The 12784-nt window shown below is 58.0% G+C and carries 17 protein-coding genes and 1 other annotated feature; of the genes, 1 reads left to right on the top strand and 16 read right to left on the bottom strand.

The genetic code is table 11. From position 1 onward, the window contains the following. Window positions 1-84: 84 nt before the first annotated feature. The 15 genes from CVV65_RS00740 to ispF all read right to left on the bottom strand — a co-directional run bounded on the left by CVV65_RS00740 (window position 85) and on the right by ispF (window position 10842). Window positions 85-717 (bottom strand): class I SAM-dependent methyltransferase, encoded by a 633-nt coding sequence (locus tag CVV65_RS00740; protein ID WP_198592072.1) that lies wholly within the window; start codon window positions 715-717, stop codon window positions 85-87. Between the two features lie 83 nt (window positions 718-800). Next, window positions 801-1172, bottom strand: coding sequence for a 50S ribosomal protein L7/L12 (rplL, locus tag CVV65_RS00735; RefSeq protein ID WP_100666540.1), 372 nt, complete (start codon window positions 1170-1172; stop codon window positions 801-803). A 28-nt stretch (window positions 1173-1200) separates the two neighbouring features. Beyond that, window positions 1201-1758, bottom strand: a complete 558-nt coding sequence (gene rplJ, locus CVV65_RS00730; protein ID WP_013074213.1) for a 50S ribosomal protein L10 — start codon at window positions 1756-1758, stop codon at window positions 1201-1203. Beyond that, window positions 1751-1900: a sequence feature (ribosomal protein L10 leader region), on the bottom strand. It overlaps the preceding gene by 8 nt. 11 nt (window positions 1901-1911) lie before the next feature. Continuing rightward, a complete protein-coding gene (gene rplA / locus CVV65_RS00725; RefSeq protein WP_100666539.1) occupies window positions 1912-2616 on the bottom strand; it encodes a 50S ribosomal protein L1 in 705 nt (234 codons plus the stop codon). A gap of 51 nt (window positions 2617-2667) precedes the next feature. Then, window positions 2668-3093 carry a 50S ribosomal protein L11 gene (gene rplK, locus CVV65_RS00720; RefSeq protein WP_100666538.1) on the bottom strand — a complete coding sequence of 142 codons (426 nt, stop codon included), beginning with the start codon at window positions 3091-3093 and terminating at the stop codon, window positions 2668-2670. A gap of 55 nt (window positions 3094-3148) precedes the next feature. Continuing rightward, the gene (nusG, locus tag CVV65_RS00715) at window positions 3149-3682 is read right to left on the bottom strand and encodes a transcription termination/antitermination protein NusG (RefSeq protein WP_041304592.1); all 534 of its coding nucleotides are present in this window, start codon (window positions 3680-3682) and stop codon (window positions 3149-3151) included. Between the two features lie 55 nt (window positions 3683-3737). Continuing rightward, complete coding sequence (gene secE, locus CVV65_RS00710; RefSeq protein ID WP_100666537.1) at window positions 3738-3959, bottom strand: preprotein translocase subunit SecE; 222 nt, start codon at window positions 3957-3959, stop codon at window positions 3738-3740. A 19-nt stretch (window positions 3960-3978) separates the two neighbouring features. Then, window positions 3979-4128, bottom strand: coding sequence for a 50S ribosomal protein L33 (gene rpmG / locus CVV65_RS00705; protein WP_100666536.1), 150 nt, complete (start codon window positions 4126-4128; stop codon window positions 3979-3981). Window positions 4129-4293: 165 nt separating this feature from the next. Next, window positions 4294-4959 carry an RNA polymerase sporulation sigma factor SigH gene (gene sigH, locus CVV65_RS00700; protein ID WP_013074206.1) on the bottom strand — a complete coding sequence of 222 codons (666 nt, stop codon included), beginning with the start codon at window positions 4957-4959 and terminating at the stop codon, window positions 4294-4296. A gap of 82 nt (window positions 4960-5041) precedes the next feature. After that, a complete protein-coding gene (locus CVV65_RS00695; protein WP_100666535.1) occupies window positions 5042-5551 on the bottom strand; it encodes an NYN domain-containing protein in 510 nt (169 codons plus the stop codon). Window positions 5552-5566: 15 nt separating this feature from the next. Then, window positions 5567-6373 (bottom strand): 23S rRNA (guanosine(2251)-2'-O)-methyltransferase RlmB, encoded by an 807-nt coding sequence (rlmB, locus tag CVV65_RS00690; RefSeq protein WP_100666534.1) that lies wholly within the window; start codon window positions 6371-6373, stop codon window positions 5567-5569. 1 nt (window position 6374) lies between these two features. Beyond that, window positions 6375-7805, bottom strand: a complete 1431-nt coding sequence (gene cysS, locus CVV65_RS00685) for a cysteine--tRNA ligase (protein WP_100666533.1) — start codon at window positions 7803-7805, stop codon at window positions 6375-6377. Continuing rightward, on the bottom strand, window positions 7756-8445 hold the full coding sequence (gene cysE, locus CVV65_RS00680; RefSeq protein WP_100666532.1) for a serine O-acetyltransferase: 690 nt from the start codon (window positions 8443-8445) through the stop codon (window positions 7756-7758). The genes cysS and cysE overlap by 50 nt, the downstream gene beginning before the upstream one ends. Before the next feature lie 389 nt (window positions 8446-8834). After that, window positions 8835-10316 (bottom strand): glutamate--tRNA ligase, encoded by a 1482-nt coding sequence (gene gltX, locus CVV65_RS00675; RefSeq protein ID WP_133121346.1) that lies wholly within the window; start codon window positions 10314-10316, stop codon window positions 8835-8837. 49 nt (window positions 10317-10365) lie between these two features. After that, on the bottom strand, window positions 10366-10842 hold the full coding sequence (gene ispF / locus CVV65_RS00670; protein ID WP_100666531.1) for a 2-C-methyl-D-erythritol 2,4-cyclodiphosphate synthase: 477 nt from the start codon (window positions 10840-10842) through the stop codon (window positions 10366-10368). 66 nt (window positions 10843-10908) lie between these two features. On the opposite strand from ispF, the gene ispD reads away from it, so the two are divergent. Further along, entirely contained in the window at window positions 10909-11589 is a 681-nt protein-coding gene (gene ispD / locus CVV65_RS00665) for a 2-C-methyl-D-erythritol 4-phosphate cytidylyltransferase (RefSeq protein ID WP_100666530.1), read from the top strand. 88 nt (window positions 11590-11677) lie between these two features. Here the strand turns inward: ispD and CVV65_RS00660 are convergent, their stop codons facing one another. After that, on the bottom strand, window positions 11678-12745 hold the full coding sequence (locus tag CVV65_RS00660; protein WP_100666529.1) for a PIN/TRAM domain-containing protein: 1068 nt from the start codon (window positions 12743-12745) through the stop codon (window positions 11678-11680). Between the last annotated feature and the right edge of the window lie 39 nt (window positions 12746-12784).

Raw genomic sequence — 12784 nt, 5'->3', positions numbered from 1 at the left:
TCCAATTCCTGACGCAAATATGCGCAAACAACACAGTACATCTTAGTCCGCATTGTATAAAGATATCACAGACCAACAACGGGGTCAAGAGCTCGATTCGGGCGATTGGGGCAGATTCACGGGTTCCATACACCGATACACGTGAAACCCGCCGCTGCGGGCCACGTCCGAAACCTCCCGAAAATGCCGAGCCAGTTCCCGCTTCAAGCTATCCGCCCCTTGCTTCTTCTGGACGACCACCCACACCTGGCCTTTGTCAGCCAGGTGTCCGGCGGCTTCCGACAACAGTCGGTACACCTGCTCTTTGCCGGCCCGGATAGGAGGATTGCAATACACGCGGTCAAACCGCCGATCCCCGAGGCCCGCGAATCCGTCACTGACGTACACCTCAACCCGCCCGAGCCGGAGTCGCCGGGCGTTTTCCTTGGCCAACTCCACCGCCCGTTCGTTGATGTCCACCATGGTGACTTGGACCCCGGGTTGAAGCAAGGCCGCGGCAATCCCAATGGGTCCGTAGCCGCAGCCCAAATCCAGAACCTGGCCACGCTCGGGCACGTCCATCGATTCAATGAGTAGCCGGGTTCCATAATCCACTCGATGACGGGAAAATACCCCCGTATCAGTCATCAGCATCACATCCAAGCCCCGCACTCGCAGGGCCACAGCCCGGCGCTCGGAAGGCGCCCCAGGCTGCGAGACAAAATACTGATCCCCCACGCCCATCCCCTCGCCAACCATTCTAAAAGCAAAATCCTGCCCGAAGAGTGCTGACCCGGGCAGGATATGCTCGAAACCCTTTGTTACTTGATCTCGACGGACGCGCCTGCATCTTCCAGTTTCTTCTTGACGGTCTCGGCCTCTTCCTTCGAAACCTTCTCCTTCACTGGCTTCGGCGCATTGTCCACAAGCTCTTTCGCCTCTTTGAGACCCAGTCCAGTGATCTCCCGCACCACTTTGATCACATTGATCTTCGAGCCCCCGGGTGCGGTGAGGATCACATCGAATTCGGTCTGCTCTTCCACGGCCTCCGCCGCACCCCCGGCCGCTCCGCCCATCACAGCCACCGGGGCCGCCGCGGTCACGCCGAACTCCTCCTCGATCGCTTTGACCAAATCATTCAGCTCGAGCACAGACATGCCCTTGATCGCCGCGATAATGTCCTCTTTCGTCATTCCAATCCCCCTCCTGAATTCCTGGTTATCAGGCCTCGGAAGCCGCAGCTCCACCCGTTTCTTTCTGCTCAGCGATCTGCTTCACAGCATAGGCCAAATTGCGCATCGGCGCCTGCATGACGCTCAGCAGCATCGACAACAGACCCTCCCGGGGAGGCAGTTTTGCCAAGGCATCCACCCCAGCGGCATCCACCGCTTTCCCCTCGATAAGTCCGCCCTTGATCTCCAAAGCCTTGTGATCTTTGGCAAACTCGCTGAGGATCTTCGCAGGCACGACCACATCGTCGAAACCGAAGGCGATGGCCGTAGGACCCGTCAAATGCTGATCCAAATCCTGAACTTGAACAGCTGCGGTGGCTCGGCGGGTCAACGTATTCTTCACGACTTTAAACTCCACGCCCGCTTCCCGCAACCGCTTGCGCAGCTCTGTCATCTCGGCGACATTCAACCCCCGATAATCGGTGATGATCGCCGCCCGAGCATCCCGCAATTTCGCAGTAATCTCCTCAACCGCCTGGACTTTCTCCGGCCGTACGGCCACTGCCCGCACCTCCTCGCTTCCCACACCGCCTCGCCGCCAAGGCATGAAAAAAGCCTCCGCAGACGGAGGCGACACATGGCATTCCCGGGGCTTCCTTTCGGATGCCCGTTCCACATGATTCAGCCTCGGCAGGATGATTAAGTGCCTTCTGCACCCCTGCTGTCTACGGCGCAGCGGTATGTGGTTTTTCATCTAGCCTCAGGATACAACGGCCACCGCCTTGGTCGGATTGACCCTCACCCCAGGGCCCATCGTCGAACTGACGGCCACGCTACGGATGTATTGCCCTTTGGCCGCCGAGGGCTTTGCCTTCTGTAAGGCATCCATCAGCGCGTGGAAATTCTCGACGAGGTGCGCCGTCTCAAAGGAAACCTTTCCAATCGGCGCATGAATATTCCCCGCCTTGTCCACGCGGTACTCAATCTTCCCAGCCTTGATCTCCTGGACTGCCCGTTCAACGTCGAAGGTCACCGTACCAGTCTTCGGATTGGGCATCATCCCCTTCGGCCCGAGGATACGGCCCAGACGGCCCACCGCCCCCATCATATCCGGAGTCGCCACCGCCACATCAAAATCGAGCCATCCCTGTTGGATACGGGCAATCAGTTCATCATCCCCGACGATGTCCGCACCGGCGGCCTCGGCTTCTTTCGCTTTCTCACCCTTGGCGAACACCAGCACACGAACCGTTTTCCCCGTACCGTGGGGTAACACCACCGCGCCCCGAACCTGCTGATCCGCTTTCTTCGGATCGACGCCCAGGCGCACCGCGACCTCCACTGTTTCATCGAACTTGGCTTTCGCCAGTTGTTTCACCAAGGCCAGCGCCTCTTCGGGATCATAGAGGCGATCCCGGTCGACAGACTTTACCGCTTCCTCATACCGTTTTCCCGTATGGGCCATGTGTCTACCTCCTTCGTGGTCCCTTCGGCGCGAACCTCCCACGATAACCCGTCAATCTTCGACGGTAATGCCCATGCTTCGGGCCGTGCCCTCGATCATGCGCATCGCGGCCTCCACCGTGGCCGCGTTGAGATCCTGCATCTTCATCTCTGCAATCTCGCGCACCTTGGCCCGCTTGACAACAGCCACTTTCTTTTTATTCGGCTCTCCGGACCCGCGTTCGACACCGGCCGCCTTCTTCAACAAATCGGATGCCGGCGGAGTCTTGGTTTCGAACGTGAAGGACCGATCTTCAAACACGCTGATGACCACGGGAATAATCATTCCCGCTTGGTCCGCTGTGCGGGCATTGAACTCTTTGCAAAAGCCCATGATATTCACACCCGCCTGTCCAAGAGCAGGACCCACAGGCGGCGCGGGTGTCGCCTTTCCGGCTGGAATCTGCAGTTTGACCACTTTGATGATCTTTTTCGCCAACGACTTTCACCTCCTTCACCCGACGGAGGATCTTTGCCAAAGCGTCCTCACACCACTAAATCTTTTCCACCTGTGAAAACTCCAACTCCAACGGCGTGTCCCGTCCGAACATGGAGACAAGCACCCGAACCTTCTGCTTCTCAGGATACACCTCCTCGATGCTCCCGACGAAGTCAGCAAAAGGCCCCTCCACTACCCGCACCGCATCCCGGACGTGAAGATCGACCCGTTCCTTCGGTTCATCCATTCCCATCTGTTTCAGGATCGCCCGAACCTCGGCGGGGTGAAGGGGAATCGGTTTGGAGCCGGCTCCTGTGGAACCCACAAACCCGGTGACTCCGGGGGTGTTTCTCACCACATACCACGAGTCGTCCGTCATGATCATCTCCACGAGTACGTAGCCGGGAAACACTTTCTTCATGACCGCCCGTTTCTTGCCGTTCTTCGTTTCGATCTCTTCCTCGGTCGGCACCAAAACGCGAAAAATCTTATCCTCCATGTTCATGGACAGAACGCGCTTTTCCAAGTTCGTTTTCACTTTGTTCTCGAACCCGGAATAGGTGTGAACGACATACCACCGCTTTTCCAGTTGTTCCATCGGAATCCCGGGCGTATAACGCCCACCCTCCCCTGCGGTTGTAGTCCTACCTCGTCCCCAGGCCAATGGCGTTGAGGAACAAGGAGAAAAGAAGATCGAAAAGATAGATCAGAACGGCAATGACGATCACCGTGGTGATCACGACAATGGTATAGCTAACCAGTTCCTTCCGATTCGGCCAGCGCACCCGTTTGAGTTCGCCGATCACGTCCCGAAAATACCCCACAACCCGGGACGAGCCATTGCGCACCGCTTCTACAAATCCCATAGTTCCCCTCGCCGCCGGACTACCGAGTCTCCCGGTGCAGGGTATGCTGATTGCACCAGCGGCAGAACTTCCTGCGCTCGAGCCGGTCCGGATTGTTCTTCTTGTTCTTGCGCGATACGTAATTGCGACGTTTACATTCCGTACACGCAAGGATGATATTGACGCGCAACCGTGACACCTCCAGGAAATGGCCCGATGATCCAGCCGGATACCCCAACTACACTATCACAGCCAGACTTTGGTGTCAACCCTGCTGGCGCCTTCCCCGAACGCCCGGTCCCGGTGCTGCCACACGAGCCGCTCCGCCCGGCTCCGACCGGAATTCCCCGGTGCATCAGGAAGCACTGCTTCCCACGTTGCGCACCTCGAGATACCTCTCCAGTTTGCGCTTGACTCGCTGAAGGGCATTATCGATGGATTTCACGTGGCGTTTGAGGTCCACCGCAATCTCCTGGTACGACCGTCCGTCCAGGTACAGCATAAGCACTTGTTGTTCCAGATCGCTGAGGATTTCCCCCATCTTTACTTCAATGTCGTCAAATTCTTCTTGATTGATGATCAATTCTTCGGGGTCTGCCACTCGCGTGCCACACAGCACATCCAGTAGCGTTCGATCAGATTCCTCATCGTAAATGGGCTTGTCCAACGAAATGTAGGAGTTAAGCGGAATGTGTTTCTGGCGGGTGGCCGTTTTGATGGCCGTAATGATCTGACGTGTGATACACAATTCGGCGAAGGCGCGGAATGAAACCAGCTTATCGTTGCGAAAATCCCGGATCGACTTATACAGGCCGATCATTCCCTCTTGCACGATGTCCTCCCGATCCGCACCGATCAGAAAATACGAGCGCGCCTTGGCACGCACAAAGTTCTTGTAGCGATGAATCAGGTACTCCAGGGCCTCTTCGTCCCCGTCCCGAACTCGATCGACTAAATCCTCATCGGAGAGTGATTGGAACTGAAGGCCTTTTGACAACACCGCTTCGAATTGGTGGGCCAATGCACATCCCTCCGACCAAGGTTGAAGCTGAGGTTCTTCTATTATACCGGAGGGAGTCTAGTACGGTCAATGAAAGAAAAGGCTAGGATCTGCGCCAACGTTCGAATATTTTCGCAATGTCGTCCCGAACGCGCTCTCTCATGGGCGCCCTCCCCGATTCCTGGGTCCGCACCCGATGGGAGATGTCTGCGCGTACTTTAAACAATTCGTCGAGGAATTCCCTGGAGGAAATGCGCAACCCGCCCCATCCGAAAGAGAGGGATTGTTCCAATTCATCCGATGTCACGACAAAGATCCGCGCATTCCGGTTTCCCACCCTCTCCCGAACCACTCGCTCAATCCATTGATCCGCCGTTTGATCGTCATCCGTAAAATACACCTCGATGCCATTCACGCGGTCCGGTCCGCGGCGCTCCGGGGCGCATCGCCCGTCGAACACGGCGATCACCGTCTTCCCGGTGTACGCTCCATACTCCCCCAACCACTGGAGTAATCTCGCCCGGGCCTCCTCCATGCTTTCCGCCTTCAAAGCCGCCAGCTCCGGGGACGCCCCGATGACGTTGTACCCATCGACAATAACGACCTCTTCCATAGTCCACACCCACCATCAAGGTGCGGACCGTTGCCGCATCGCCTCATACAGGACCACCCCGGCCGCCACCCCGGCATTCAAAGAATTAACCCGTCCCGCCATGGGAATATGCACCACTTCATCACACCGTTCCCGTACCAGCCGACCCAACCCCTTCCCCTCTCCGCCGATGACCAAGGCCGTCGGACCCCGATAATCCGCATCGGTAAAGTCGCAGTCACCCTCGGTATCGGCCCCTATTACCCGATACCCCGACCTTTTTAACGTCAAAATGGTTTGGCCGAGATTGCCCACCCGGATCACCGGAACGAACTCCGCCGCACCTGCGGAAGCCTTTACCACCGTCTCGTTCACTGCGGCGGCCCGCCGCTTCGGAACCACCACCCCGTCCACCGCGCAGGCCTCCGCGGTACGAAGGATTGAACCGAGGTTGTGCGGATCTTCGATCCCGTCCAGGAGCACAAACAGACCGGGCCGTCGGTGCAACTCCGCAGCACGCAAACACTCGTCCAGGTCAGCATATGCGAAGGGAGCCACGTCCGCCATCACGCCTTGGTGGTTCATACCGCTCGCCCATTCGTCCAACCGGTTCCTGGGCACCCGGGTAATCACGATCCCCGCTTCCTTGGCCCTGGCTGTGATCTCCGCCATACTTCCACCTTCCGCCCCCTCGGCAATAAACAGCCGATTCACCGGCCGCCCCGCCCGAAGCAACTCCAAAACAGGCTGCCTTCCGACCACTCTCCGACTTTGGGATTCACCCTGCACCTGCCGACGGAACCCGCCCGCATTGCGGGCCGCCCCTTTCTCTCGCCCCTTCATGTCACGATCCCCTCCGTCGCCACCGCACCCCATAGGGGGTGTCTTCCAATACAATGCCCATCTCCGACAACTGGTCTCGGATGCGATCGGCAGCGGCCCAATCCCGTTTTTTGCGCGCTTCAGCCCGCTGGGCAATCAGAGCTTCGATCTTCTCACGTTCTGTTTCTGATTCTTTCTGCCCATCGGCGATCAAACCCATGAATCGGGCGTGATAGGAAAGCCAACCCTGCCAGGCCTTCGCCCGGGTGACATCCTGCTCGCGAATCGCCCGGTTTGCCAGTCCCACACCTTCATACAGCGCTCCCAACGCTTCAGCCGTATTAAAATCGTCGTCCATGGCCTCCGTCCATTTTTCGTGAATTCTCCGCACCTCATCGACCTCAAGCCCAGGTACGTGCCCCGATCCTTCAGTGCCCACCCCCGTTAAAGACGAGTCCGGCCCCAACCAATCTCCCAAATCCCGAAGCGATGATTCGATCCGCTCGAGACCCCGGTCGGCTTGCTCCAACAACTCCAAGGAGAAATTTAACGGATGACGATAATGGGCCGACAACAGGTACAATCGGATCGCCTCAGGCCGCACCCGCTTGCGGAGCTCCCGGACGGTCACCACGTTGCCAAGGGATTTGGACATCTTGACCTGGTTCCATTGAAGATATCCATTGTGCATCCAATAGCGTGCGAAAGGACGCCCGGTGACGCATTCCGACTGCGCAATCTCGTTTTCGTGGTGGGGAAAAATCAAGTCCTGGCCGCCCGCGTGAATGTCCAAGGTATCTCCGAGATACGTCCGGCTCATGGCCGAACACTCGATATGCCAGCCCGGACGTCCCTTCCCCCAGGGGCTGTCCCAGGCCACCTCCCCGGGCTTGCTCCCTTTCCACAGCGCAAAATCCAAAGGATGGCGTTTCCGCTCGTCAACCTCCACCCGGGCCCCGGCCATCAAAGCCGCGGGGTCTTGGCCGGACAATTTTCCATAATCCGGATCCTGGTTCGTGTCGAAGTACACATCCTCGTGGATTCGATAGGCAAATCCTTTGTCTAGCAAAGACTGGATCATATCGATGATTTCGGCCATATGCAGCGTCACCCGGGGTTGCACATCGGCCGGCTCAATGCCTAAAGCGGCGGCGTCTTCAAAATATGCCTGGATGTATTTTTCAGCCAGGTCTTGGACGGCCATGTGTTCTTCCGCCGCCCTCCGGATGATCTTGTCATCAACGTCTGTGAAATTCTGTACATACGTCACGCGATAGCCCCGATACCTGAGATATCGCCGAACCAAATCGAAAACCACAAAAGCCCTGGCGTTGCCGATGTGAAAATGATCGTACACCGTCGGACCGCAGCAGTACATTTTGACCACACCGGGTTCCTGGGGTTCAAACACTTCCTTTCGTTTTGTTAATGTATTGAACACGCGGATCGGCATCCACGACTTCCCCCTTGAGTTCCATGATCTCACGCCGCAATTCGTTAATCTGTTGCTGCATCGAGCGCAATAAGTCGGCCACCGGATCCGGCAGATTGGCGTGGTCCATGTCGTTCACCCGACGTCCGTCCAGGATGACCACCCGCCCCGGGATCCCCACAACGGTGGAATTCGGCGGCACGTCCTTCAGAACCACCGAGCCCGCCCCGATTTTACTGTTGTCTCCGATGGTGATGGCGCCCAGAATTTTCGCCCCAGTGGAGATGAGGACATTGTTGCCGACTGTCGGATGGCGCTTGCCCTTTTCTTTCCCGGTCCCGCCCAAAGTCACACCCTGATAGATAGTAACATTATCCCCGATCTCTGCAGTTTCCCCAATCACCACCCCACTGCCGTGATCGATGAACACCCCCCGTCCGATTTTTGCACCGGGATGAATCTCGATTCCCGTGAGAAATCTCGCAAACTGGGAAACCATCCGCGCCAACGTGAATCTCCGGCGCAAGTACAACCAGTGGGCAACGCGATAAAACCAAAGCGCGTGAAGGCCCGAATAGGTCAACAACACCTCCACCACGCTGCGCGCCGCAGGATCCCGGTCCATGATGCACTGGATATCTTCGCGCAACCTTCGAAACACTCTTCACGCCTCCTCTCACTCCTCCGGCTCCCAGCCGGTCGGTGTCCATGTCTCCGGAATCCTGACAAGGTGCGGTGTATAGCAAAAAACACCATCTCATCAGAGACGGTGTTCCCGCGGTTCCACTCTGTTTGAAAGAAGGGGTCCTTCTTTCCTCTCGGGCCTCCGATCACGGAGAGGCTATCCGGCGAGCATTACTGGGCGGCCAGACGCCGCCGTTCCTCTCGCCCCACAGGGGCGGGCGCATTCCCACAGGGAGTCCCGCAGGCCACTCTCAGCCCCCGGCTTAGTAGGGTGCGGCCCTCTCTGTGGCGGTTCCCTACGGTACTCCTCCCGCCCGACGGGTTTGCCATCTTCGGTTTTGTCCCTGCGGATCCAGGGATTAGCAATCAATTCTCCCGGGGCACCGTCCGGGAACGGTCCGCATACTCCCGTAGCCGCCCCAACACGACCTCACGCCCCAACAGGTCCAGCACCTTCGGTAGCTCCGGCCCGTGGGTTCGGCCGGTCACCGCCACCCGAATCGGCATGAATAACTGGCGCCCGCGTAAACCGGTGGTTTTCTGGACCCGCTTGAACGCCGCATGAATCCCGTCTGGAGTCCATTCGCTCAGGGCCGATACCTCTTGATAAAAAGCATCGGCCGCCCTCCGGGCCGAGGGATCTTCTAAAATCCGCTCTCCCTCTGGATCCGGATCGGGGAGAGACTTCAGCCAGCCCGCCAACTCCGGCAGCTGTGCGGCGTATTCTAACTGGTCTCGGTACAGTTCCACGGCCCGCCTCGCCCACTCCAGGTCTTCGGCGCTGGGTGGGTCCGCGAGAAGCCCCGCCGCAACGAGATGCGGGAGACACAACTTCAGGAGCTCCTCATCAGACCGCCCGCGCATGTAGTGGGCATTGAGCCAACGCATCTTCACGGGATCAAACACCGCCCCGCTCTTGCCAACCCGATCGAGAGAAAACTCCTGAACCAGCTCTTCCAAGGACAAGAACTCCCGCTCACCAACCGGAGACCAGCCAAGAAGAGCCAGGTAGTTCACCACCGCCTCCGGAACATATCCCAGATCCCGGTACTGCTCGACAAACTGAACCACGGATTCGTCCCGCTTGCTCAACTTCTTTCCCGATTCATTCAGAATCAAGGGAACATGGGCAAACCGGGGAGGCGCAAACCCAAGGGCATCATACACCAGAAGCTGGATTGCCGTGTTGGAGAGGTGTTCCTCCCCTCGAATCACATGGGAGATCTGCATCAAGTGGTCATCCACCGCAACGGCGAAATTATAGGTCGGAATCCCGTCAGATTTCACGATGACAAAGTCGCCGATGCCATTGGTTTCGAAGCTTACGGTGCCATGTACTAGATCGTCAAAAGAGACCGTTTGCCCTTCGGGAACTCGAAACCTCACGGTGAACGGTCGGCCTTCCGCAGCAAAGCGCCGTCTCTCGGCAGCCGTCAGGTGGCGGCATCGCCCCGAGTACCGCGGCATCACCCCGCGGCGTCGCATCTCCTCCCGTTCCGCCTCCAACTCTTCGGGCGTACAGTAACACGGATACGCCCGTCCGTCTTCGAGAAGGCGATTGACCAGCGAACGGTACAAATCCAGCCTCTCCATGGACCGGTACGGGCCAAACTTTCCGCCGATATCCGGCCCTTCATCCCAGTCCAACCCCAACCAGCGCAGCGCATCGACCATCTTTCCCTCCGCCCCGGCAAGCTCCCGGGAACGGTCGGTATCTTCGATGCGCAACACCATCTGCCCACCGCTTTGGCGGGCGAACAACCAATTGAACAACGCCGTCCTCGCCCCACCGATGTGCAGATGGCCGGTGGGACTGGGCGCGTACCGCACCCGAATGCGCACGCCAATGGGTCCCTCCTCGCCGGGCCTGATTCCCCGACAATCTGTCAGCATTATATCACCTTGGGAGCAACAGAACCACCGCTTGCGCGCCCAGTCCTTCCTCCCGGCCAATAAATCCCATTTTTTCGGTGGTCGTCGCCTTAATGCTAACCTGGCTAATGTCCGCCTGGAGCAACTCCGCCAATCTCCCCCGCATCGCCGGGACATGGGGAGCGATCCGGGGACGCTCGGCGAGAATCACGACGTCGACGTTCCCCAGTCGGTAGCCGCGCTCCTGGGCGATTCCCCATACCCGACGACAGAGATCCCCGCTGTCCGCCCCCCGATAGGTCGGATCATTGTCCGGGAAGTGGCCTCCGATATCCCCCTCGGCAAGGGCCCCCAAGACCGCATCGATGACCGCGTGCAACACCACGTCTGCATCTGAATGGCCCGCCAGGGTTTTCTCGAAAGGAATCGCGATCCCACCCAGCCGCAAATGGCCAGGCACGTTCTGAAATGGGTGGACATCCACCCCGATGCCAATCCTCACCGCCCACGCTCTCCTCTCCCCGTGATATAATGACGATATGACTGATCAGATGAGGTTTTCGAATCGATGAATGTCACCGCCATCATCGTTGCGGCGGGCCGAGGCCGCCGCATGGGCGCCGCCGAAAAGAAACAGTTTTTGCTTCTAGGGCAGAAACCGATTTTCCTCCACGCCGTCGAGCGCATCTCCCACGTTCCCGCCATCCGGGACATCGTCGTGGTTACTGCCGCCGAGGACATTGTCCGCACTAGCCATCTTATGGAACGGGCCCATATCCCGGTGCCAACGCGGATCACCGCCGGGGGCCCGGAACGCCAGGAGTCCGTCTACCAGGGCATCCTCGCAGCCGGAGACAGTTCCCATCTCCTCGTTCACGACGGAGCTCGTCCCTTGGTCCAACAGGACGACGTCCGGAGGCTTCTCGCCGCGCTTCACGATCATCCTGCCGCCATCCTTGCGGCCCCGGTCAAAGACACCGTGAAGTGGGTGGAAAACGGACGGGCCGAGCGAACCCTTCCCAGGGAAAAACTGTGGCTATCCCAAACCCCGCAAGCTTTTTCCAGTGATCTCCTCCGGCTGGCCCACGAGCGAGCCCGGGCCGAACATTGGTCGGCAACGGACGACGCATCCCTGGTCGAACAGCTTGGCATCCCCGTCCACATTGTAACGGGTTCCCCTTTTAACTTCAAAATCACGACCCCTGAGGACCTCACACTGGCTGAAGCTCTTTTGGAGAAAGGCATATGACGACGCAAAGCGGGGTTTTCCCCCGCTTTGTCTGATCTGCAGATCTTGTTCGGCCCGACGCTTGCCTCAACAAACTGCGCCTCCGGGCTCAAAGTGCCTTTTCCAACAACTTCGGTTTCGCGAAAATCATGCGACCCGCAGACGTCTGGAGAACACTGGTCACCAGCACGTCCACATGGGTTCCGATGTAGTCCCGGCCTCCTTCGACGACAATCATCGTGCCGTCGTCCAGATACCCAACTCCCTGACCGTGCTCCTTGCCATCCTTGATCACCTGGACGACAATCTCCTCGCCAGGCAGAACGACAGGTTTGACGGCGTTGGCCAAATCGTTGATGTTCAACACCGGAACGCCCTGCAATTCACAGACCTTATTCAGGTTAAAATCGTTCGTCACAACCTTACCCTGCATCTTTTTCGCCAGGCGGACGAGTTTACTGTCCACTTCCTGAACGTCCTCAAAATCGGTTTCGACAATCTGAACTTTGACGGTGGCTTCTTTCTGAATCCGGTTCAGAATGTCTAACCCTCGGCGCCCGCGGTTGCGCTTCAACACATCCGAGGAGTCGGCAATATGCTGGAGTTCCTCCAGGACGAAAGACGGAATCACCAGAACCCCATCCAAAAATCCCGTGCCCACGATATCCGCGATCCGTCCGTCAATGATCACACTGGTGTCGAGAATCTTATGCTCTCCCGGGCGGGCCCCAGTTTTCTTCTCCTTACTGCCGATCTTTCCCGGCAGAAAAGATTTCAGCTCTTCGCGTTTGGCGTAGCTCACCCGAAATCCCAAGTATCCAAACAAAACGCTCATGAATATCTGAACCACCGATCCGACGATCGGGATCCGGACCATTGTCGGCGTTAAAAGATAGGCCACGATCAAACCGACGATCAATCCCACGATGCCGGCAATCATGTCGGGCAACGGCATCCTCTGAAATCGGTCCTCCACCCAGCGGATCAAGCTCATCATGTACCCCACGAGCCACCCCGTTACGATCGCAAATATGCTGCCCCCAAGAACCGCTCCAAAGTATGGGTTGTCGAAAGGAGGTCGGCTGATTCCCACTGTTTCAAAGAGCACTGGGATCAACGCATACCCGAGCACAAGGCCGATGACGATAAAAAACAGTTGGACGATGCGCTTGATCATGAAGTCACCTCCTACGTATCCATTATAGACAGTGCCGCG

This window comes from Kyrpidia spormannii (assembly GCF_002804065.1).
Lineage (GTDB): Bacteria > Bacillota > Bacilli > Kyrpidiales > Kyrpidiaceae > Kyrpidia > Kyrpidia spormannii.
Note: the sequence above shows the minus strand (reverse complement) of the source record. Positions and strands in the feature narration are given on the sequence as shown.

Bases quoted from the DNA above. Each gene is read 5' to 3' on its own strand.
- CVV65_RS00695 (WP_100666535.1), bottom strand. From the start codon at position 5,551: ATGGAAGAGGTCGTTATTGTCGATGGGTACAACGTCATCGGGGCGTCC.
- CVV65_RS00660 (WP_100666529.1), bottom strand. From the start codon at position 12,745: ATGATCAAGCGCATCGTCCAACTGTTTTTTATCGTCATCGGCCTTGTG.
- rplL (WP_100666540.1), bottom strand. From the start codon at position 1,172: ATGACGAAAGAGGACATTATCGCGGCGATCAAGGGCATGTCTGTGCTC.
- rlmB (WP_100666534.1), bottom strand. From the start codon at position 6,373: ATGAAGGGGCGAGAGAAAGGGGCGGCCCGCAATGCGGGCGGGTTCCGT.
- rplJ (WP_013074213.1), bottom strand. From the start codon at position 1,758: ATGCCTTGGCGGCGAGGCGGTGTGGGAAGCGAGGAGGTGCGGGCAGTG.
- ispD (WP_100666530.1), top strand. From the start codon at position 10,909: ATGAATGTCACCGCCATCATCGTTGCGGCGGGCCGAGGCCGCCGCATG.
- cysS (WP_100666533.1), bottom strand. From the start codon at position 7,805: ATGCCGATCCGCGTGTTCAATACATTAACAAAACGAAAGGAAGTGTTT.
- rplA (WP_100666539.1), bottom strand. From the start codon at position 2,616: ATGGCCCATACGGGAAAACGGTATGAGGAAGCGGTAAAGTCTGTCGAC.
- secE (WP_100666537.1), bottom strand. From the start codon at position 3,959: ATGGGATTTGTAGAAGCGGTGCGCAATGGCTCGTCCCGGGTTGTGGGG.